The organism is Anaerococcus jeddahensis (assembly GCF_001182725.1).
Taxonomy (GTDB): Bacteria; Bacillota; Clostridia; order Tissierellales; family Peptoniphilaceae; genus Anaerococcus; species Anaerococcus jeddahensis.
On the sequence record NZ_CWHU01000005.1, the window covers coordinates 131,128 to 153,695 of the forward strand.

The window sequence follows — 22,568 nt, forward strand, 5'->3', positions numbered from 1 at the left end:
TTAATTTAATTCTGGCCAATAATCTTTGTTTACTTTTATATAATCATCAAGTAAGTCTTTTGCCTTATCAAAATCATCTACAACTCTGTTTAATGTCAAAGCTTGAACTGCTTTTTGATATGATCCTTCGAGGTTTGCATCAACTGTTAGTTTTTCGTAAGCATATTGATTTTCAAGAAGTCCCTTGTAGAAAGTTTTTACTGGTCCAACTGTTATTGGTTCAACTCCATTGATTCCAACTCTTACTGGAGATTCTAGCATCATTCCAGAGCTTAAGTTTTCTATTGTTCCATTATTTTCGTGCATGCACAAGAATATTTCACCAGTATTGTTTGAAATTGCATAGGCAAGGTCTACAATATATCCTGCGTGGCCGTCCATACTATTTGGATCTGGTTCAAATTCTGTTCCTTTTATTTTGCCAAGCTCAATTACCTTATCGCACATTTCATGAACTTGTTTTTCATTTCCATCCATTACTTCATTTGCTCTTGTATATTCTGGATTTTCATTTTTCAAAATATGTTGAGGGTAGAGGTAATATTGTAGGTAAGTGTTTGGTAAATATTCATCTGAATCTTTTATCATTTTGCTCATGAAAGTGAAGGTATCTTTCCATGATTGGTCGCTTCCTTCTTCTACTAAATCATGTGGTGTTTTTAAAATTTCTCTAAGTTTTGGTAGGTAGTCTTCTCCGGTTTCTTTGTTTAAAACATTTGTAAACCAACCAAAATGGTTTAGACCGAAATATCTTGGTTCAAGGTCATGATAATCAAGCCCTAAAATTTTCGCATAACTTGCCATTATTCCTACTGGCATGTCACAAATATTTATAATTTTATTGTCATCTTTGAATACTCTTTTTGTTGCTTCTGCTACTATTGCTGCAGGGTTTGAATAATTTAAAATCCAAGCATCTTTTGAATATTTTCTAATATCTTTTATTATTTCAATCATAGCTGGAACTGATCTCATCCCATAAGCAAATCCACCTGGTCCACAAGTTTCTTGACCTATACAATTATGTCTTAGGGCAATTTTTTCGTCTTGTTCTCTCATTTTTAATCTTCCAGCTCTAATTTGTACAAAGGCAAAGTCTAAATCTTTGTAGGCTTCCTCTTTGTCTGTTGTATAAATAAATTCATCAAGTTCTGGATAGTATTCTTTAAATAAAATATCTCCGTATTGACCGATTTTTTCTTGTCTGTCTTTTTCTATATCATAAAGAACCAATCTTCCTATTGGAAATCTTTCTTTTTGTGAAACTAACATTCTTAAAATTCCTGGTGTATATCTACTTCCACCACCAACTATTACTACATTATATTTTTTCATTTTTACTCCTTTAGTCTATGTGAACTCTACTTAAAATTTGATCTTTAACTTTTGCAACATTCATTCCAATTACTACTTGTATGTGTTGTTGTCCTTCTTTGTGAACAATTCCACTGTTAGGGTATTTGTTTATTATATCTTTATCAATTAAGCTAGGGTCTTTTACATTGATTCTTAATCTTGTAAAGCAAGAATCTAATGAATCTATATTATCCTCACCTCCTAAGCCCTCAACTATATACATTGGATCATTGTCATCTTGGGCGATAGCACCGTAATCTGCGTTTGTTTCATCTGATTTTAATTCATCAGTATCTTCTCTACCTGGTGTTTTTAAATCTAATTTTTTTATAAAATAAACGAATAAGAAATACCAAGTAGCTGTCCCTATAAGTCCTATTATTGGAACTATCCATAATTTTGTAAGACCTATTGGCATAACAATATTTTTCGTAACTAAATCTATAACTCCACCTGTAAGGCAAACTCTAGCACCTGATAAGTAAATTAATATTTGGAATAATCCATCAAGTAGGGAGTGGATTAACCATAATAATGGTGAAATAAATAAGAAAGCAAATTCAAATGGTTCTGTGATTCCTGATAAAACAGCTGTTAATAATGTAGGGATAATAAATGCTTTTGTTCTTGCCTTGTTTTCTGGTTTTGCAGTTTTAATAAAGGCGAGTGCTATTCCTATACAACCAAATATTTTTGAAAAACCCCAGTTCATATATCTTGCAGCTTCATTTATACTTGTTAAATTATGAGCGATTCCCATTTGAGCAAACCAAATTGGATCAGCACCTTGAATAACTTCTCCAGCGATTTTTGCTGTTCCACCGATACTTGTGTACATAAATGGCATGTAAACTAAGTGGTGAAGTCCGGTAGGGATTAAAAATCTATTTAAAAATCCGTAGATATATAAACCAAATACTCCTGTATTTGACATTATATTTGTAATTGAATTAATTCCATTATTTACAACAGGCCATACATATGAAAGAACTATTGCAAGAACAATATCAACTGCAGCAACAATTAAATATGCAAATCTTGGTCCGCCATAAATACTTAATGAAACTGGAAATTCTACTTCTGAATATTTGTTAAAAATATATCCTGTGATACATCCTAAAAGTATTCCAGAAAATACTCCCATATCCAAACTTTGAACACCTAAAACTAAAGTTTGACCAGTTCCTGAAAGTCCAAATTCTGGATCCGCTGTTGCAAGCATGTCGTGTCCTTTTAGCCATAGATTATTTGCTGTAATAAAAATTAGAAAGCTTAAAAGCCCAACTACAGCAGCTTGTCCCTTGTTCTTTTTTGCAAGTCCAGCACTAAGACCTACACAAAAAATAACGGATAATTGTGAAATATTTCCTAATAAGAAAGTTGTAAAAATAAAGTTTCCCGTATTTCTTATTGCTTCTGGCATAAAATTAAGTTGTAAAATTGAACAAAGTGCGATTAATAAACCTGGAATTACTAGAAAAAACACAGGTTGTAGCATAGCATGGGCAAAATCCTGCACGCCCATTTTCATTTTGTCTTTAAAAGTCATTTTTCCCTCCTTGACAATTACTTTTTATTGATTAGTATTTCTTTTTCTGTTAATTAGTAAAGTTAGCATAGTTTTTTCTTCATCAGTGACTATAATTTTATATTTATTTTCTACAAAACTCACAATAGAAAGCGTAGTTATAAAATCTTTTTTATAATTACTTCTTATAAAATAATATAGCTTTTTATCATTGATATTTTTTTGCTTTCCTTCTTTGATTCTTGTAATAAATTTATTTATATAGTCATACAAGACGTAATCTTTTCCATATAAATTTTCTGACATTTGGCCTTCATATATAATTTTAATTATCTCTTTTATATCTTCGATTTGAGATACAATTTCTGAAGGATTTCTATCATATTCAGCGTCTACAATGTGTAATGCAATTGAACTTGCTTCGTGTTCATCAAAGTTAATATTCAAATTTTTATTTAGATAATTTACAGCATATAAGCCTAATTCAAATTCTTGTTTGTAAATATTTCTTACCTCATGCAAGAGAGGATTGGTAAAGTTATAACCTTTCTCTCTTCTTTTTATTGCAAAAGAAATGTGGTCAGTAAGACTTATGTAAATATTTTCGTTTAACTTATAGTCAAATTTATCTTGAATGTGTGAGACAATGTCAAGACACAAGTCAATGTGTTCAATTGGAATTGAGGATAAAAGATTAATAAGTCTTTCTAGATGAGTTTTATTATCTAAATGATAAGTTTTTTCTATCTTTTCTTTTTCTACTAAATCTCCTTTCTTTTTATTAAATCCTAAGCCTTTTCCCATAAGGATTACTTCTAGTTCGTTTTCGTCTTTAGCGCTAATTATGTTGTTGTTAATAATCTTATATATTTTCATAACGGTACCATCTCAAATTTTAATAAAAAAAACCAAACAAAGCTATCTCGTGATAGCCTCGTTTGGTTTAGCCTAATTCAATAGTAACTATCCATTGAAAACGTTTCATTGGTTAAATTATATAAGGCATTTTTAATTTTGTCAAGATGTTGTTTAAAAATTTAATTTATACTAACGATAAATTTTTTTGGGTAAGTAATATATAAAAGGGTGATTTGATAATTATGACTTAAAAAAATTGGTATTTAATGAAAGTCATAAATCTAATTTGTATATATTAAGGAGATTTTTATGGAAAAAAATAATAGCGTATTTTCTAAGGCCTCAAATGGACTTCAAATATTTGGTAGATCTATGTTGTTGGCTATTTCAGCAATGCCTGCGGCTGCAATCTTAAATAGGCTTGCTAGTGATGATTTATTTAATATTCCTTTTTTAAAGGAAGCAGCTTGGACGATATTTGCAATTTTGCCATTAATTTTTGCGGTATCGGTTGCAGGCGGAATTACAAGAGATAAACATATTGCGGCTGGGGTTGCTTCAGTTATAGCTTATAATATTTTAATTCATACTTTAAGAGAAATTGATAAAACTGGGTTTAATTCATTTGGCAGAGTTGCGGTTAGTAATGTTGAATCAAATATTTTAATTGGTATTATCGCAGGGCTTGTTGCGGGAATTTCTTACAATAAATTTAAAGACAAAGCTTTGCCATCTGCTCTAGCATTTTTTGGTGGGAGAAGACTTGTAATTATTATGTCTTCATTTTTTGCAATCATTGTGTCTTGGATATTATCCTATATTTTTCCAACCCTTGATGAGGGTATACTTTCTTTAGGAAAAAATATTGGAACTATGTCTATGGGACCTTTTATTTTTGGATTTTTAAATAGGCTACTAATTCCTACAGGTCTTCATCACATACTTGCGACATATATTCAAATGCAATTGCCTTCCACTTTAAAAGAATTTGCAAATTTTACTGGTGAAATCCCTAGATTTTTCGCAGGCGATCCAACAGCAGGATCTTTTGTCTCTGGTATGTTTCCAATGATGATGTTTGGCCTTCCTGGAGCTGCTTTTGCAATGTATTCAACAGCTTATGAAAAAAATAAAAAAAGAGTTAAGGGATTGTTATTAGGCGCAGCATTTACTGCTTTTTTAACTGGAATAACTGAGCCTGTAGAATTTTCATTTATGTTTGTTTCACCAATTTTATTTTTGGTGCATGCAAGTTTAACTGGATTTTCAAATGTTATTTGTAAAATATTTGGAGCAAAAATTATTGGAGTTGGTGGATCTGGTATTATTGACTATTTCTTACAATTTAATAAAGCTACTAAACCTCTATTAATTATTCCTATTGGAATTGTATTGTTCTTGCTTTATTATTTCATTTTCAGATTTTTGATTATTAAACTTGATATAAAAACTCCGGGCAGAGAAGATGAAACTATAACTAGTGTTAATAAGGACGTTAGTTTATCTGATAAGGCGTCTTCAATTCTTAAATATGTTGGAGGAAGAGAAAATATAGTTGAATTTGAAAATTGTATCACAAGATTAAGAATCAAATTGAAAGATATGTCAAAATTAGATGCTAAAAAACTAAAAGAAATTGGGGTAATCGAAGTTATGAAAATGTCAAATAACAATGTTCATCTTGTGATAGGCTTAGAGGTAGAACAATTGGCAAATGAAATTCAACCATTACTAAGTGAAGAAAAAGTTGTAGAGAAAGGAACTACAGATTTAAATGATATCAAGTAAACTTTTTGCAAAAAAACTTTATACAGGTGATGAAATAATTGAAAATTGTAAAGTTGAAATTGAAAATAATAAAATAAAAAAGATAAAAAAATTGGATAAGGTAAATTGTGAAGATATTATAGCTCCTGGCTTTATAGATATTCATAACCATGGTGGTTATGGGATCGATTATATTGATGCTTCAATTGATGATATTAAAAAATTACAAATTAATCAAGCAAGTGAAGGTATTAGTTCGATGCTTGCAACTATTGGACTTTCTAGAAAAGAAAATATTTTAAGTTCTTTGAAAAATATTTCATCTTACATTGAAAATGAAAATAATTTTGGAACAAAAATTTTGGGAATTCACATGGAGGGACCATTTTTAAGTAAAGATAAAAGTGGTGTGATGGATGATGAATTAACTCTAGATCCCGATATATCATTAATGAAAGATTTTATAAAAGCTTCTAGAAATAATATTTCATTAATTACCTTGGCTCCGGAATTAAAAGGGGCAAAAGAACTGGTAAGTTTTTTAATAGAGAATAATATCATAGCTTCAGCGGGACACACAAATGCAAAAGAAGAGGATATGGTTGAGATTGAAAAGTATGGTCTAGATCAAGTAACTCATTTATATAACGCAATGAGAGGATTTCATCACAGAGATATAGGTATTATTGGAGAAAGTTTATACAATGAAAAAATTTTTGTAGAAATGGTAGGTTTTGATACTTTTTCTATTTCTCCAAAAGTTTGGAATTTTACCTATAAACTAAAAGGGCCAGATAAAATGATAATAGCAACTGATGCTTTGACCTTAAAAGGACTTAAAAATGGTGAATATAATTATGGCGGCAAAAAAATTAATTTTATTGATGGTTTTGCTTATACAGATTATTACGGTCAAAACAGGCTTCCAGGTAAGCCTATGACTTTTATTGAATGTGTAAAAAATGTATTGAAGTATACAGATGCTAAGTTTGAAGATGTAGTGAAAATGGCCTGTGTAAATCCTGCTAGAAGATTAGGTTTAAGAAATATTGGAAAGATAAAAGAAAATTATATTGCCGATATAAATGTTTTTGATAATAATTTCAATTTGAAAAAAACTCTTATAAATGGGAAATAATAAAATACGGCTGTTGTAAAATTTATTTTGATTTTACAGCAGTCTTTTTTTGAGTTTTTAAAAAAATCAAGGAGAATTAGGGTAATAAATACAAAAGAGGTGATTTTATGGGAAATTTAATTAGTGTTGATAGGAAAATGAAATTTCAAGATTTTAAGCGTTCTGAGCTTGCGGAAAGGCTTGGGAGAGTTTCAAGGATTTGTAATGATTTGGATATTCCGATTTTAATTATTGTTGATGGATGGGAATCTTCTGGGCGTGGTTTTGTTATTAAAGACTTGTGCCGTGACTTTGCTGCTAAAAATTTTGATGTTGAAGTTTTTGATAAGGATGAATCTTATGATGATAAATACCCTTTTATTAGAAAATTTTGGATAAATGTTCCTGAAAAGGGAAGGATTAAAATTTTTGATAGGTCTTTTTATTATAAAATTTTTGAAAAGAAAAATTTGTCTGACAAACAAATTCAAAAAAGAATTGATTCTATAAAATCTATTGAGAAGGCCCTTTTTGATGACCAAACTATTATTTTGAAATTTTTCTTAAATGTTGATAAAAAAGAACAGGCAAAAAGAATTGAGAAGCTGGAAGATTCTTATAAGGAAGATTTTTATATTGATGGTTTGGATTTAGACCAACAAAAAAATTACAAGGATTATGAAAAGCATTTCAAAAAAACTTTAGATGCTAGTGATTTTTCTTATGCAAGATGGGATATAGTCGATTCTAATGACAAAAAAGCTGCTAGTAAGGAAGTTTTGGGTCTTGCTCTTGATAGGATCAGCCAAGGGATGGAAAGAATTATAAGACAAAGGGAAGAAAATGAAAATGTAGAGAGAGATTATATTTCTTCTTCAAGTATTTTACAAAATATTGATCTGTCTAAATCTATTTCTGATGAAAAGTATCAGGAAAAAAAGGACAAGCTACAAGATGAAGTTGCTAAATTAATGTACAAATTTTACCAAAAGGGTATCAGCCAAGTTTTGGTTTTTGAGGGGGTTGATGCTGCTGGAAAAGATGGAGCTATTGAAAGATTAATTAAAGAAGTTGATCCAAGACTCTACAGTGTTCACGGAATTTCAGCTCCATCAAAGGAAGAACTATCAAGAAATTATTTGTGGAGATTTTTCACAAAGCTTCCTAGAGATGGTTATGTGGGAATTTTTTCAAGGTCTTGGTATGGAAGAGTTATGGTTGAAAGAGTTGAAGGTTTTGCCAAAACCAATGAATGGGACAGGGCCTATGGAGAAATCCTTGATATGGAAAAGCAAATTTATGACCATGGGTCTTTGGTTTTGAAATTTTTTGTAACAATTGATAAGGATGAACAATTAAAAAGATTTAAGGATAGGCAAAGAGATCCTGATAAACAATATAAAATCACAGATGAGGACTGGAGAAACAGGGACAAATGGGATGATTATATTGAGGCTATGAATGAAATGCTTGAAAGAACCAGTGTCAGCTATGCTCCTTGGATAATTGTTGAGGGAAATTCTAAAAAATATGCAAGAATAAAAGTTATGGAAGAATATATTAAAGCTGCCAAGGCTCATCTTAAAAAACTTGAAGATAAAAAATAATTTTTAATTTGTAACATAGGTTACCGATTAAAAAAAATATTTCTAGTATTATAGGATTGTAAGAAGAAAGAATAAAAAGAAAGGATTTTATTATGTTTTGTTTTCAATGTCAAGAAACAGCTGGCAACAAGGGCTGTACAAAAGTTGGAGTTTGTGGAAAAGATGAAAATACTGCAAACAGCCAAGACTTGTTAATTTATGTTACAAAAGGACTAGCTGAAGTTTTAAATAAAATTCAAAATGTCGATTCAAAATATTATGATTTAATTTCAAATAATATGTTTGTAACAATTACAAATGCAAATTTTGATGAAGAGGATATTTTAGACAAGGTAGAAGAAACTATTAAGGCAAAAGATGAATTAATCAAGGAAAATAAGCTTGAAAATTTATCAGCTGCGGCAAAATATACAACAGATGATAGGGATGAGCTAAAAAGAAAAGCTATCGAAGTTGGAGTTTTAAATATAGTAAATGAAGATGAAAGATCTTTGGTAGAACTTGTAACTTATGGCTTAAAAGGAATGGCAGCTTATAACCATCACGCAAATGTTTTGGGTTATAGAAATGAAGAAGTTGATAAATTTATCTCCAAAACTTTGGAAAAAACTTTAAAAGATGATAAAGATATTAATGATTTAATTGATTTAACCATGGAAACTGGAAAACATGGTTTAATGGCAATGGAAACATTGGATAAGGCTAATACAGAAAAATTTGGAAATCCAGAAATCACTGAAGTTGATTTTTCTGCTGGGAAAAATCCAGGAATTTTAATTTCAGGTCACGATTTAAATGATATGGAAATGTTACTTGAACAAACAAAAGGTTTGGGAATAGATATTTACACTCATTCAGAAATGCTTCCTGCAAACTATTATCCAAAATTTAAAAAATACGATCATTTCCATGGAAATTATGGAAATTCTTGGTGGAGTCAAAATGAAGAATTTCAAAAATTTAATGGACCAATTTTGATGACAACAAATTGTATAGTTCCACTTAAAAAAGATAATGACTATCTCGATAGATTATTTACAACAGGAAATGCAGGATATCCTGGTGCAAAACACATAGAAGCGGATGAAAATGGTCACAAAGATTTTTCAGAAATAATTGAACTTGCAAAATCATGCAAAGCTCCAGAAAATTTAGAAAATACAAAAATTGTTGGAGGTTTTGCCCACAACCAAGTTGAAGCTCTTGCTGGTGATGTGGTAAAAGAAATCAAGGCTGGAAATATTAAAAAATTTGTTGTAATGGCAGGATGTGACGGAAGACACAAAGATAGATCATATTACACAGAATTTGCAGAAAAACTACCAAAAGATTATGTTATTTTGACAGCTGGTTGTGCAAAATATAGGTACAACAAATTAAATCTTGGTGATATAAATGGAATTCCAAGAGTTTTAGATGCCGGTCAATGTAACGATTCATATTCTTTAGTAAAAACTGCCTTGTTATTACAAGATGCCTTTGGCCTTGAATCAGTAAATGATTTGCCACTTGAATTTAATATAGCTTGGTATGAGCAAAAAGCTGTAATAGTTTTATTAGCTTTGTTAAGTCTAGGAGTAAAAAATATCCATCTTGGACCAACACTTCCAGCTTTCTTGTCAGAAACTGTAGTAAATTTCTTGGTAGAAAATTTCAATATATCACCAATTTCAAGTGTAGAAAAAGATTTGGAAGAAATGACAGCATAAAAATAAAAATTAAAGAGAAAATAAATTTATACATCCCCGAAATTAATAATTTTGGGGATTTTTTTGAAAATTTATTTTTATTTTTCTAAATATAAAAGGAAAATTCATTTGTGAAAAAATAAATTAGAAATTTTGAAATAGTTTTCAGCCTATGTTATCATGTAACACATGAGAGGTTAATATGTATTATATTGGAATAGATATTGGATCAACAGCTAGTAAATATGTTGTTCTAAATAATGAAAAAAATAAAATACTTTATAAAGAAGTTATAAGCAGTGGATGGAATAGCAAGGAAACTGGTAGGAAAATAATCGAAAAATTAGAAAATTTGGGTTATGACAGAAAGGAAAGTCATATTACTGCTACAGGTTATGGAAGAATTGCAGTAGACTTTGCGGACAAGGTTATCACAGAAATTACTGCCCACGGCAAAGGAGCACATTTTTTGGGATCAAAAGATAAAACTGTAATCGACATTGGAGGACAAGATACAAAAATCATTGTTCAAAATGAAGAAAGAGTCGTGGATTTTTTGATGAATGATAAGTGTTCGGCTGGAACTGGGAAATTTTTGGAAGTTATGGCAAATAGGCTTGGCCTTGATTTGGATGAATTTTTCAAAATGGCAAAAAATGGAAAGGACATAGAACTTTCTTCAACTTGTACGGTTTTTGCGGAATCTGAAGTTGTTTCTTTGATGGGAAAGGGAACAAAAAGAGAAGATATAGCAAGTGGAGTTATAAATTCTATAGTTTCAAAAGTTTCAAAACTTGCCCAAAAAAAATCTGATGACGGATATTTTCTTACAGGTGGTTTTTCTAACAATGACTATATAATGAAATGTTTGGAAGAAAAACTTGATGTGGATGTTCAAAGTCATCCTGATGGAAGGTTTGCCGGAGCGATTGGAGCTGCTATTTTATGAAAACCAAACTAGAAGATTTCAGGAGAGATGCTTATGTAGATGCAATTTATGCAAAAATGGAAAAGGACAATGTAGTTGGAGTTTTTTCCGATAAAGTTGAAGCGCTTTTGATTTCGTACGGTTTTATTGTCTATCCAATCATTGGACTAGACAGTTACATATTTGATTATTTTAAACTAGATAATATTTGCGATCCAATAAATTCTACAATAGCCTATCTAAAAACAAAAAAATGCCCTCTCATATATGCTTCAAAATTCTTTGTAGTCGATACTTATTGCGAGAAATTTAATAAATTTTTGAAAGATTATAGTGAAAAAGATGTGGTTTACGAAGATGACCTAAAATCATATCTTGAAAATCTTGATGGAATAAAATTTGATGAAAAAATTTATAAAGAAAGTCAGAAGAAACTTGAGAAAATTAAAAAATTATTGAAGGACTTGGAAGAAAGTAATATTAGTGGGGACTTGCTTTTTAAATTAGAATTTTATATAAGATTTATCAATAATTTGGATGAAAGAATTTCTTTTCTTGAAAAAGTAAGGACAAAATTCGATAAGAAAAAAACTGAGAGAAAAATTATAAAAGCAACTTGTGCCTATGGAGTAAGCGAAAAAATTTACAAAAAAATTTCTGGAGATTATAAAATTGTAAGGTCAAAAAATCCTGATTTTACTTTTGAAAAATGTATATACGAGGCGGATGAAATCTTAACATATAAGGAGAAATAAATGGATAAAAATCATAAAATGTGGGACGATTTGAGTATGAATCTTGATAAGCACGATTTATTGTGCGAGGCTTTGCCACAAGCTTTTGGAGATGTTTTTTTATCACAAGAAAATAGACCAGAAAAAATGGATTATTTTAATGCAGTTACAGCAGATATTCACGGAGTAAGACCTGCTGAATTGATTGAGGCTCAAAAAAATGGACAAAAAGTTATAGGAAGTTTTTGTATCCACGTTCCAGAAGAAGTTGTTTGGGCAGCAAACGGAATTTCTACAGGACTTTGCTCAGGATCACAATTTTGGGTTCCAGGTGGAGAGAAAAAATTACCAACAGCAACTTGTCCTTTGATAAAGGCATCACTTGGTGCAAGATTTGATAGAACTTGCCCATTTTTTAGGATAGCAGATTTATTTGTTGGAGAAACAACTTGTGACGGCAAGAAAAAAGCTTGGGAAATTTTGGCAGAAGATGCTCCAATGTACATAATGGATATCCCACAAATGAAAAGGGATGAAGATTTCAAAAAATGGGAAAAAGAAATCAAATTATACATAGATAGGCTTGAAGAGCTAACAGGAAATAAAGTTACAGCAGAAAATTTGCACGATGCAATTGTAATGATAAATAACAAAAGACGTGCTATGCAAAGACTTTATGATTTTAGAAAACTTGATAATGTTCCAATTTCAGGAAGAGATACTCTTCTTATAACTCAAATTTCATTTTTTGATGATCCAGTAAGATTTACACAAAAAGTAAACGAGCTTTGCGATGAACTTGACCAAAGAGTTAAGGAAAATGTAAATGTATTTGAAAAAGGAACAAAAAGAATTCTTCTTACAGGAACACCACTTTCAATTCCAAACTGGAAATTACATCAAATAATTGAAACAAACGGCGGGGCAGTAGTTGGAGAAGAATTGTGTACAGGAATTAGATATATAGAAAATCCAGTTGACGAAACCAAGGGAGATTTAGATACAGAAGTTAAAAATCTTGCAAAAAGATATTTAGGAAGCATAAATTGCGCTTGCTTTACACCAAACACATCGAGAATTGACGATATAATAAGACTTTATCACGAATACAATGCCGATGGAGTAATAGATATCAACCTTAAATTCTGTAATATTTATGATACAGAAGGATATTTTGTAGAAAAAAGATTAAAAGAAGAAAATATTCCTTGCATAGGAATAGAAACAGACTACACAGACGAAGATGCAGAACAATTAAAAACAAGAATTGGTGCATTTATAGAAATGCTTGACTAATGAAATATTTTATCCTAGTAGAAAATGCAAGCATAGCCACAAATTTATTGCAAATTTTGAGAAAAGAAAAAATAAAAGCAACCCTTGCCCCAACACCAAGAGAGGCAAGTCATGCTTGTGGCGTTTCAGTTTATATATATAATAAGGAAGATATTGAAAAAATTGAGCCCTTGGCAAAAGAAAATAATATAAAAATTGATGAAATTTATAAATCAGAATTAGATTTTGATACAAAAAGAAATAAATTTCTATGAACAAAGTGGTGAGGAAAAAATCCTCATCACTTTTTAATTTGAAAAAAATTAATATAAGATATAATTTAAATAGAGGTGAAAAAATGGACTTAAGACAAATACCCTTATTTAAAAATTTATCTGAAAAAGACTTGGAAATTTTAAAAGAAAATATAAAAAAGGAGGAAAAAATATATGAAAAAGGATCCTATATCTTTAACCAAGGCGATATAAAAAAAGACCTATATTTTCTAGAAGAAGGATCAATATTAGTTGCTAAATTTGACTCAAACGGCAAAAGATCAATAATTCAAACATTTAATCAAAAAGCAATTTTTGGAGAAGTCTATGCCTATCTTGAAGAAGCCTACGATTTTTCAGCCTATGTTCAAAAAAAATCAAAATTAATTGTAATAAAAGATTTTAGAAAATTAATAAACGAATCAATGCCTAAATCATTTCTAATAAATTATATAAACTTAATAAGCAAAAAATGCCTAATATTAAGCCAAAAAAACCAAATAAGCACTCAATTTACCCTAAGACAAAAAATTTCAAATTTCCTATTAATAGAAGAAGAAAATGGAAAAGTAAATTTGGACCAAACAAGAGAAGAACTAGCAGATTTTCTATCAACAACCAGACCATCACTTTCAAGAGAATTATCAAACATGGCTGATGAAAATATTATAAAAATTAAGGGCAAAGAGATTGTAATTTTAGATGCTAAACTTTTAAAAGAAATGTTATAAGTATTAAATATTAATATTTTTTTGTAAAATTAATTACAAAATTTTAATTTAAAATCATATATTTTTTTAATTTAAAATAAATAGTTGTATTTATTTTGAAAATTTGATAAAATTTAGTTACTAAGTTGTAACAATATTTAAAGGGAAAATACGGAGAAAGTAGAGATATTATGAAAACAGAAAATATTAAAAAGATAGCCTTGGCTATGGCTATATCAACAACAGTTTTATTACAGGCAAATAAAGTTTCTTTAGCTGATTCCACAGCACCTGCAAGTGTAGAAAGCAATGTTAAAAGTAACAAAGAAAATCCAAAAAACGTTAAGGAAGCTGAAGTAAACTATAATAAAGCTAAAGAAGAATACGATAAAGCTAATGAAAATTTAAAAGATAGTCAAAAAGCAAATGAACAAGCAAGTAAAGATGAACAAAGTTTACAAAATGGTAAAGAAGAAACAGCAAAAAATCTAGAAGCAACAGATAAAAAATTAGAAACTGCTGTAGAAGATAACACTAAAATTCAAGAAAAAAATGTAGAAGATACAAAAACTGACTTAAGTAATAAAGAAAAAGATCTTGAAAATACAAAAGTATTAACAGAAAAGTCAGAAAAAAATGTTAGTGAAAAAGCTCAAGCAGAAAATACAGCAAAAAGTAATCTAGACTTAGAAAAAGAAAAAAATCCAGATGCTGAAGAAAAAATAAACAAAGCAGATGAAAATTTAAAAGCTTCAGAAGAAAATAAAACTAAAGCTGAAAATGATTATAAAGAAAAGACAAATGCTTTAGAAGAAAAAAACAAAGAATTAGAAGAATTAAATAATTTTAAAGCAGAAAATAAATTATTAAAAAATAGAGTAGAAAATAATGATTCTACAATAAGCGTTTTAGAAAAAAATAAAGCAAAAGAAGAAAGTACTTTAAATTCATTAAATTCTGATGCAAAAACTATAAAAGATCAACTAAATTCTAGACAAAAAGAATTAGAAGATTTACAAAAACAAGCTAAAAATTCTGTTACAGAAAAACAAAAATCTGAAGCAATTAAACAATGGAAAGAAGGATCTATTGGATTTTTCAGACAAAATGGATCCCAACAAGCTATAGATGTATTTAAAAAATTGCCTAATGCTAGCAAAAATAAGTGGAATTCAAAAATATACTTAGATGCAAATAAAGATTATCACGAAAATGATTCAAGAGATCTTTATAATATGTTGGATTCACTTGAGGCTCTTAAAAAAGTAAATGCAAAAAGACAAAATGCCAAGGGCTACAAAGGTAGAGAACTTAATAAATTAAGAGTAAGCGATTATGATATGGCAGTAGCTCAAGCTAATGCAAATTACACTAGAGTTATTTTGGATAAATATGGTGAAGATTACAAAAAAGTCCACGCTAAAATCCACCCACAAAATGAAAACTTAACTTGGGGAGCTTGGGCATATGATCCAGATAGGTCAATCGAATTTTGGTGGGATGAAGAAAAAGCTTATTTTGATAAGTATAAAAATGAAGTAAATACTAATATTAATGATTTAGATAAGAAAGTTAGAGAAAAACTTGGAAATAGTTATACAATTTGGCACTATGCACAAATGGCAGATTTGGGATATTTCTTTAAGGGTCAAAATCCAACAAAAAGCGCAGGTTATGCTATAGGTCAAGGCGTTGCATCATCAGTATTTAATAAACAAGCAAACCAAAAAACTTACTCAATAGGTGAATATGAAAATCGTCTAAAAACTTATATAAATAATTTAGAGAAAAAGATTAAAGCAGAGACAATTCAAGACAAAAATCTTTTACAAAAAATTAAAAATGTTCAAAGTACAATAGATGATTTAAAAAATAAATTAAGTGCAAAAGAAGCTGAAATAGCAAATGTTAAGTCAAATATAGCTGATCTTAATGGACAAATTGATCCATTAGTAAAAGAAAACACTGAAAATAAAAAAGTATTAAAAGCAAATCAAAAAAGACTTGAAAATTTAGATAAAGAAAGAGAAGATTTGAAAAATCAAATCGACCAAAAAACAAAAGAAAAAGAAGCATCACAAGAAAACCTAAATTCTAGCAAGGCTAAATATCAAAAAGCAAAAGAGGATTTAGAAAGCGTAAATGCTGAATTCAAACCTTATCTAAGTGCATTAGCTGTCTTTAATCAAGCACAAAAAGAACTAACTGAAGCCAAAAATGAATTAGAAGAAAATATAAATAATTCTAAAAAATTAGAAATAGAAATAGCAAGTACAAAAGAAAAATTAGAAAAAGCTAAAGAATTACTTGAAAAATCACATTTAGTTGATTTAAATGATTCTAAATCTTATGAAGAATTTGATTACATCAAAAATTTATTAGCAGATAAAGAAAAATATGAAAAAGAATTATTAAGCTTAGAAGATAAACTAAAAGATGCTAAAGAAAAAACTTTATCATCATCAAAAGATCTTGAAGAGGCAAAAGCAGTATATGCTAAAGCACTAGAAAAGTATATAGATGCTAAAGAAATATTCGAAAAATTCAAAAAAGAAGACGAAGCAAAATATGTAGTTTTAAAAAGACCTAGTAAAGCAGGATATAAGTTCTTATATTGGAGATATGGAAATAAAATTTATTATCCAGGTCAAAAATTAAAACTAGATAAAAATATAAAATTAGAAGCTGTATGGAAAGAATTAAAATCAACTAGAGTAGCAAATAAAGTTGATAAATCATATAGTGAAAATCCAAATACAAGCGTTAATGCTTCATTGGCACCAATGCTAATTGGACTAATGAGTACATTCGCAACAGCTTTATTAAAAAAGAAAGAAAAATAAAATTATATATTAATTTTTAAAAAGAAAATGTCAGAATTGGAATTGAATCTAATTCTGACATTTTTTATTTTTTTATTAATAAGATTTAAATACACAACTAGAAAAAAATAAAAAAAATTTTAAGAAATATTTGAAAAATTTAAATTAAGAGTATATAATATACAAGATTGATGCAAAAATCGAAAAGAAATTTTTTAAAATTTAAAAAAAATGTTAAATTTACTTGATTTTTCTTATGATTTGTTGTATCATACTTAAGTGCTATGAAGTGGGAGGTTGCTTTCACACTTAAGCCAGATGTGGAAGGTAATTTCCACCAAGCAAGCTAGAGAATAATCTCTAGTGCTTTCCAAATATAATTAAACGCCCGGTAGGGTGGCACATCAAAAGGAGGAAAAATGGCTAATCAAAAGATAAGAATTAGACTAAGAGCATATGATCATGAAATAATTGACAGCTCTGCAGAAAAAATCGTTGAAGCGGTAAAAAGATCAGGAGCAAAAGTAAGTGGACCAATTCCATTACCAACAGAAAAAGAAGTTATAACAATACTTCGTGCGGTTCACAAATACAAAGACTCAAGAGAACAGTTTGAACAAAGAACACACAAAAGATTAATCGACATCATTGGACCAAATGCAAAAACTTTAGATTCTCTAAAGAAATTGAATTTACCAGCTGGTGTTGACATAGAAATAAAACTGTAATTAGAATGATTGAAGGTTTTCCAAATAATTTTGGATCAATCCGCTGTAATTAAGGAGGTACTCAAATGAAGAGTATATTTACAACAAAAGTAGGCATGACTCAAGTCATTGATGAAGATGGTGTTGTTACACCTGTAACTGTACTTAAAGCTGATGAGAATGTAATAGTTCAAGTCAAATCAGAAGAAGTTGATGGTTACAATTCAATCCAAGTTGGATATCATGACAAAAAAGAAAAAAATGTTAAAAAACCTATCAAAGGACACTTTGATAAGGCTGGGGCTTCTTACAAAAGATTTTTAAAAGAAGTTAGACTTTCTGAAAAATCTGAATTAAATGCTGGTGATACACTTAGTGTTGACCAATTTGAAGAAGGCGAATTAGTAGATATTACTGCTATTTCAAAAGGAAAAGGAACTCAAGGTGCTATCAAAAGATGGAACTACGGAAGAGGACCAGCAAGCCACGGTTCTAAATCACACAGAGTAGCAGGTGCAAGAGCAGCAGGTTCTGATCCAGCTAGAGTGTTCAAAGGTAGAAAAGGCTCTGGAAAAATGGGTAATGAACGCGTAACAGTTCAAAACCTAAAAGTTGTTAAAGTTAATACAGAAGACAGCTACATCCTAGTTAAAGGCGCAGTTCCAGGACCAAAAGGTGGACTTGTTCAAGTTAGACAAGCAAAAAAGAGCCTATAATAAGGAGGAATAAATGCCTAAAGTAGAAGTTTTAAATATTAAAGGAGAAAATGTTGGCGAAATCGAGTTAAATGAAACTCTTTTTGCATCAGAAATTGCTGAAACAGCTGTTTACGATGCAGTTAAAAACCAACTAGCTAATAAAAGACAAGGCACACAATCCGCTAAGACTCGTGCAGAAGTAAGAGGTGGTGGAAGAAAGCCATTTAGACAAAAAGGAACAGGTAGAGCTAGACAAGGATCTATAAGAGCACCTCACTATACAGGTGGTGGAATTGTATTTGCACCAAAGCCAAGAGACTATAGCTACAAAATTCCTAAGAAAATGAGAAGAAAAGCTCTTTACTCAGTTTTAACTTCAAAAGTAAATGACAATGAATTAATCGTACTTGATGAATTAAAACTTAACTCATACAAAACAAAAGAAGCAAACGAAATTTTAGCAAACATTAATGCAAACAATAAAGCATATGTTGTTATTGCTGAAAATGATGACAAAGTTTATAGATCATTTAGAAACATTGAAGGATGTAATGTAGAAACAGCAAACTTAATCAATGTATATGATCTTTTAAGACATGATAAACTTGTTATTACAAAAGATGCAATAAATAAACTTGAGGAGGTATTTATATAATGAAATCACCTTACAATATAGTAAAAAGACCAATAATTACTGAAAAAAGTATGGAATTAATTGAAGAAAACAAATACACTTTTGAAGTAGACAAAAACGCAAACAAAGCAGAAATCAAACAAGCAATCGAAACTATCTTTGAAGGAGTAAAGGTTAAAAAAGTAAGAACTTTAAACTTTACAGGTAAAAAAGTTAGAACTAGATATGGTTATGGTAAAAAAGCTGATTGGAAAAAAGCTTACGTTACATTAACTGAAGATTCTGAAGCAATTGAATACTTCGACGGAATGTAGGGAGGATTTAAATGCCTATAAGAAAATTAAAACCAACATCAAACGGACACAGAAATATGTCTGTTATGACATACAGTGAAATTACAAAGAAAGCACCAGAAAAATCTCTAACAACTGATTTAAGAAAATCAGGCGGAAGAAACAATACTGGTAGAATAACAGTTCGCCACAGAGGTGGTGGAGCTAAAAGAAAATATAGAATCATTGATTTCAAAAGAAACAAAGATAATATACCAGCTAGAGTAAAAGCTATTGAATATGATCCAAACAGATCAGCAAACATTGCTCTTTTAGCTTATGCTGATGGAGAAAAAAGATATATACTTGCTCCAAGAAACTTAAATGTTGGAGATATAGTTGAAAGTGGAAAAGAAGCTGATATCAAACCAGGTAATGCACTTGAATTAAAAGACATTCCAGTAGGTACACAAATCCACAATATCGAACTTAAAGCAGGAAGAGGAGCAATCCTTGTAAGAAGTGCAGGAGTATCTGCTCAACTTATGGCTAAAGAAGGAAGATTTGCAACAGTAAAATTACCAAGTGGTGAAACAAGACTAATCCACAATGATTGTAAAGCTACAATCGGAATGGTTGGAAACATTGAAAACGAACTAGTAAGAGTTGGTAAAGCTGGAAAAACAAGATACATGGGTCAAAGACCACACGTTAGAGGATCAGCAATGAACCCAGTAGACCATCCACACGGTGGTGGTGAAGGAAGAACTCCAGTAGGAAGACCAGCACCATCAACACCATGGGGTAAACCAGCACTTGGTCTTAAAACAAGAAAAAAGAAAAATAAATCTTCTAAATATATAGTAAGAAGAAGAAACGAAAAATAGGGGGATTTAATGGCTAGATCACTAAAAAAAGGACCTTTTGTCGATGAACATTTAATGAAAAAAATTGAAGCATTAAATGAAAAAAATGACAAAAAGGTAGTTAAAACTTGGTCAAGACGTTCTACAATATTTCCTGAATTTGTAGAACATACTATAGCAGTACACGATGGCAGAAAACATGTACCAATATATATAACAGAAGATATGGTTGGACATAAACTTGGAGAGTTCGTTCCAACAAGAACTTTCAAAGGTCATGCTAAAAAAGCAACTGAAATGAAATCAAAATTAAGTTAGGAGAGTATAAATGGAAGTAAAAGCAACAGCTAAATATGTAAGAATATCTCCTCTTAAAGTTAATTATATATGTAGAGAAATTAGAGGTAAACAAGTAGATGAAGCACTTAACATTTTAAGATTTACAAATAAAAAAGGTGCTAGACTACTTTCAGATGTACTAAAAAGTGCAATAGCAAATGCAGAAAACAATAACGGATTATCTAGAGAAAATCTTATTGTTAAAAAAGCCTTCGCAAACGACGCTCCAACTATGAAAAGATGGAGACCTAAGGCAAAGGGTGCAGCTTATCCAATCCTTAAGAGATCATCTCACATAGGCGTAGTTCTTACACAAGAAGAAGTAGAGGAGGCATAATAATGGGTCAAAAAGTAAATCCTAAAGGTTTTAGAGTTGGCGTAATTAAAGAATGGGACTCTAAATGGTATGCAAATAAAAAAGACTTTTCTGAACTTTTAGTAGAAGATCATAAGATAAGACAATTAGTCAAAAAAGAAGTTTACGATGCAGGAATTTCTGATATAGAAATTGAAAGAGCAGTAAATAACATAAAAGTTTCAGTTTACACCGGAAAACCAGGAATGGTAATAGGAAAGGGTGGAGCAGGAGTAGAAGAACTTAAGAAAAAAGTTGAAAAAATTGCTCCTGGTAAAAGAGTAATTATTAACGTTGAAGAAATCAAAAACCAAGACGTTGATGCCCAATTAGTAGCTGAAAACATTGCAGCACAACTTGAGAATCGTATCACATTTAGACGTGCTATGAAACAAGCAGTTCAAAGAACAATGAGAGCTGGAGCTGTAGGAATTAAAACACAAGTATCTGGTAGACTTGGTGGAGCTGATATGGCAAGAAGTGAAGGATACAACGAAGGAAAAGTACCACTTCAAACACTAAGAGCAGATGTTGATTATGGTTTTGCAGAAGCAGATACCCAATACGGTAAAATCGGATGTAAAGTTTGGATAAACAGAGGAGAAGTTCTTCCTGGAGAAAAAGCAAAAAGAATTCCAGACATCAAACAACCAAAGCAAAACAGAAGAAATAAAAGAAGACGTCCAAATAGAAGAAATGACGATAGATAATATTATTATCTCAAGGAGGAAACAAGATTATGTTAATGCCTAAAAGAGTAAAATATCGTAGACAACATAGAGGAAGAATGAAAGGTAAAGCCCAAAAAGGTAATACACTTGCTTATGGTGAATACGGATTACAAGCACTTGGTAGCACATGGCTTACAGCAAACCAAATAGAAGCAGCAAGACGTGCTATGACAAGATATATAAAAAGAGGCGGAAATATTTGGATAAAAGTATTTCCAGATAAACCAGTATCAAAGAAGCCAGCAGAAGTAAGAATGGGATCTGGTAAAGGTGCTCCAGAATATTGGGTAGCAGTAGTAAAACCAGGCAGAATGTTGTTTGAAATGAGTGGAGTAAGCGAAGAAGTAGCAAGAGAAGCTATGAGACTTGCAGCACAAAAACTTCCAATCAAAACAAAATTCGTAAAAAGGCTTGAAGTCAAAGAAGTGGAGGAAGCTTAATGAAAGCAGTAGAAATCAGAAAATTAAGTGAAAGCGAATTAAATAAAAAACTTTTCGATTTACAATCTGAATTATTTAATCTTCGTTTCCAATTGGCTACAGGTCAACTAGAAAACCCAGCTGCTATTGGAAATGTAAAAAAAGATATAGCTAGAGTAAAAACAATCCAAACAGAGAGAAAGCTCAACATAAATAAGGAGGCTTAACTTGATGGAAAGAAATAGTAGAAGATCCGTTCAAGGAGTAGTTGTATCAGATAAAATGGATAAAACAATCACAGTAAAAGTTGAAACAAAAATCCAACACCCTGTATACAAAAAAAGATTAAAAGTAAGTAAGAAATATAAAGCTCACGATGAGAACAATGAAGCAAGAGTTGGCGATACAGTAACAATAATGGAAACTAGACCATTAGCAAAAACTAAAAGATGGAGACTAGTTAAAATTAACGAAACTGCGGTTCGTGCTTAATTAGGTAAAGGAGATTATTATGATACAACAAGAATCTCGTATGAGAGTAGCAGATAACTCCGGAGCAAGAGAACTTTTAGTTATCAAAGTTCTTGGTGGAGCCGGAAGAAGATACGCAAACATTGGGGATATAGTTACATGTTCAGTTAAAAGTGCAACACCCGGTGGAGCGGTAAAAAAAGGTGAAGTTGTAAAAGCAGTTATAGTAAGAACTTCAAGAGGAGTTAAAAGAAGCGATGGATCATACATTAAATTTGATGACAACGCAGCTGTAATAGTAAAAGACGACAAAACACCTGTAGGAACTCGTATATTCGGGCCAGTAACAAGAGAACTTCGTCATGAAGGATTCATGAGAATTATCTCACTTGCACCGGAAGTATTATAGGA

The 22,568-nt window shown here is 30.4% G+C and carries 25 protein-coding genes; 22 read left to right on the forward strand and 3 right to left on the reverse strand.

Going from position 1 to position 22,568, the window contains the following annotated elements; all coding sequences use genetic code 11:
* Genes BN2087_RS03705 through BN2087_RS03715 form a run of 3 tightly spaced genes read right to left on the reverse strand, consistent with a single transcriptional unit; the run spans position 1 to position 3,760 of the window.
* The gene (locus BN2087_RS03705; protein WP_049690532.1) at positions 1–1,335 is read right to left on the reverse strand and encodes a 6-phospho-alpha-glucosidase; all 1,335 of its coding nucleotides are present in this window, start codon (positions 1,333–1,335) and stop codon (positions 1–3) included.
* 10 nt (positions 1,336–1,345) lie between these two features.
* A complete protein-coding gene (locus BN2087_RS03710) occupies positions 1,346–2,905 on the reverse strand; it encodes a PTS transporter subunit EIIC (protein ID WP_049690533.1) in 1,560 nt (519 codons plus the stop codon).
* A gap of 24 nt (positions 2,906–2,929) precedes the next feature.
* Complete coding sequence (locus BN2087_RS03715) at positions 2,930–3,760, reverse strand: PRD domain-containing protein (RefSeq protein WP_049690534.1); 831 nt, start codon at positions 3,758–3,760, stop codon at positions 2,930–2,932.
* Between the two features lie 291 nt (positions 3,761–4,051).
* Between BN2087_RS03715 and BN2087_RS03720 the strand changes: the two genes are divergently transcribed.
* The 22 genes from BN2087_RS03720 (at position 4,052) to rplN (ending at position 22,566) form a co-directional block, all read left to right on the forward strand.
* Positions 4,052–5,530 (forward strand): PTS transporter subunit EIIC, encoded by a 1,479-nt coding sequence (locus BN2087_RS03720; RefSeq protein ID WP_049690535.1) that lies wholly within the window; start codon positions 4,052–4,054, stop codon positions 5,528–5,530.
* On the forward strand, positions 5,517–6,647 hold the full coding sequence (gene nagA, locus BN2087_RS03725; protein WP_049690536.1) for an N-acetylglucosamine-6-phosphate deacetylase: 1,131 nt from the start codon (positions 5,517–5,519) through the stop codon (positions 6,645–6,647). The genes BN2087_RS03720 and nagA overlap by 14 nt, the downstream gene beginning before the upstream one ends.
* 107 nt (positions 6,648–6,754) lie before the next feature.
* Positions 6,755–8,233 carry a hypothetical protein gene (locus tag BN2087_RS03730; protein ID WP_082144173.1) on the forward strand — a complete coding sequence of 493 codons (1,479 nt, stop codon included), beginning with the start codon at positions 6,755–6,757 and terminating at the stop codon, positions 8,231–8,233.
* Positions 8,234–8,325: 92 nt separating this feature from the next.
* Entirely contained in the window at positions 8,326–9,942 is a 1,617-nt protein-coding gene (hcp, locus tag BN2087_RS03735) for a hydroxylamine reductase (protein ID WP_049690537.1), read from the forward strand.
* Between the two features lie 181 nt (positions 9,943–10,123).
* Positions 10,124–10,870: an acyl-CoA dehydratase activase gene (locus BN2087_RS03740; protein ID WP_049690538.1), complete on the forward strand. Its 747-nt coding sequence runs from the start codon at positions 10,124–10,126 to the stop codon at positions 10,868–10,870.
* Positions 10,867–11,604, forward strand: a complete 738-nt coding sequence (locus BN2087_RS03745; protein ID WP_049690539.1) for a hypothetical protein — start codon at positions 10,867–10,869, stop codon at positions 11,602–11,604. The genes BN2087_RS03740 and BN2087_RS03745 overlap by 4 nt, the downstream gene beginning before the upstream one ends.
* Positions 11,605–12,879 (forward strand): double-cubane-cluster-containing anaerobic reductase, encoded by a 1,275-nt coding sequence (locus tag BN2087_RS03750; protein WP_049690540.1) that lies wholly within the window; start codon positions 11,605–11,607, stop codon positions 12,877–12,879. It begins immediately after the preceding gene.
* Positions 12,879–13,133: a putative Se/S carrier protein gene (locus BN2087_RS03755; RefSeq protein WP_049690541.1), complete on the forward strand. Its 255-nt coding sequence runs from the start codon at positions 12,879–12,881 to the stop codon at positions 13,131–13,133. Before BN2087_RS03750 ends, BN2087_RS03755 begins: the two co-directional genes overlap by 1 nt.
* An 83-nt stretch (positions 13,134–13,216) precedes the next feature.
* Entirely contained in the window at positions 13,217–13,864 is a 648-nt protein-coding gene (locus BN2087_RS03760; protein ID WP_049691426.1) for a Crp/Fnr family transcriptional regulator, read from the forward strand.
* A gap of 170 nt (positions 13,865–14,034) precedes the next feature.
* Entirely contained in the window at positions 14,035–16,686 is a 2,652-nt protein-coding gene (locus tag BN2087_RS03765) for a coiled-coil domain-containing protein (protein WP_049690542.1), read from the forward strand.
* Between the two features lie 398 nt (positions 16,687–17,084).
* A complete protein-coding gene (rpsJ, locus tag BN2087_RS03770; RefSeq protein ID WP_004815458.1) occupies positions 17,085–17,393 on the forward strand; it encodes a 30S ribosomal protein S10 in 309 nt (102 codons plus the stop codon).
* 65 nt (positions 17,394–17,458) lie between these two features.
* Entirely contained in the window at positions 17,459–18,088 is a 630-nt protein-coding gene (gene rplC, locus BN2087_RS03775) for a 50S ribosomal protein L3 (RefSeq protein ID WP_049690543.1), read from the forward strand.
* A 13-nt stretch (positions 18,089–18,101) separates the two neighbouring features.
* Positions 18,102–18,725 carry a 50S ribosomal protein L4 gene (gene rplD, locus BN2087_RS03780; RefSeq protein WP_049690544.1) on the forward strand — a complete coding sequence of 208 codons (624 nt, stop codon included), beginning with the start codon at positions 18,102–18,104 and terminating at the stop codon, positions 18,723–18,725.
* Entirely contained in the window at positions 18,725–19,018 is a 294-nt protein-coding gene (rplW, locus tag BN2087_RS03785) for a 50S ribosomal protein L23 (protein WP_049690545.1), read from the forward strand. Before rplD ends, rplW begins: the two co-directional genes overlap by 1 nt.
* Positions 19,019–19,029: 11 nt before the next feature.
* On the forward strand, positions 19,030–19,863 hold the full coding sequence (gene rplB, locus BN2087_RS03790; RefSeq protein WP_049690546.1) for a 50S ribosomal protein L2: 834 nt from the start codon (positions 19,030–19,032) through the stop codon (positions 19,861–19,863).
* Positions 19,864–19,872: 9 nt separating this feature from the next.
* Positions 19,873–20,160, forward strand: coding sequence for a 30S ribosomal protein S19 (rpsS, locus tag BN2087_RS03795; RefSeq protein ID WP_004838107.1), 288 nt, complete (start codon positions 19,873–19,875; stop codon positions 20,158–20,160).
* Between the two features lie 10 nt (positions 20,161–20,170).
* Positions 20,171–20,518: a 50S ribosomal protein L22 gene (gene rplV / locus BN2087_RS03800; protein ID WP_004838108.1), complete on the forward strand. Its 348-nt coding sequence runs from the start codon at positions 20,171–20,173 to the stop codon at positions 20,516–20,518.
* A gap of 2 nt (positions 20,519–20,520) precedes the next feature.
* Positions 20,521–21,246: a 30S ribosomal protein S3 gene (gene rpsC / locus BN2087_RS03805; protein WP_049690547.1), complete on the forward strand. Its 726-nt coding sequence runs from the start codon at positions 20,521–20,523 to the stop codon at positions 21,244–21,246.
* 29 nt (positions 21,247–21,275) lie between these two features.
* Positions 21,276–21,707, forward strand: a complete 432-nt coding sequence (gene rplP / locus BN2087_RS03810) for a 50S ribosomal protein L16 (protein WP_019116579.1) — start codon at positions 21,276–21,278, stop codon at positions 21,705–21,707.
* Positions 21,707–21,913 (forward strand): 50S ribosomal protein L29, encoded by a 207-nt coding sequence (gene rpmC / locus BN2087_RS03815; protein ID WP_019116578.1) that lies wholly within the window; start codon positions 21,707–21,709, stop codon positions 21,911–21,913. The genes rplP and rpmC overlap by 1 nt, the downstream gene beginning before the upstream one ends.
* A 4-nt stretch (positions 21,914–21,917) precedes the next feature.
* On the forward strand, positions 21,918–22,178 hold the full coding sequence (rpsQ, locus tag BN2087_RS03820) for a 30S ribosomal protein S17 (RefSeq protein WP_004838111.1): 261 nt from the start codon (positions 21,918–21,920) through the stop codon (positions 22,176–22,178).
* Positions 22,179–22,197: 19 nt separating this feature from the next.
* Positions 22,198–22,566: a 50S ribosomal protein L14 gene (rplN, locus tag BN2087_RS03825; protein WP_049690548.1), complete on the forward strand. Its 369-nt coding sequence runs from the start codon at positions 22,198–22,200 to the stop codon at positions 22,564–22,566.
* The last annotated feature ends 2 nt before the right edge of the window (positions 22,567–22,568 follow it).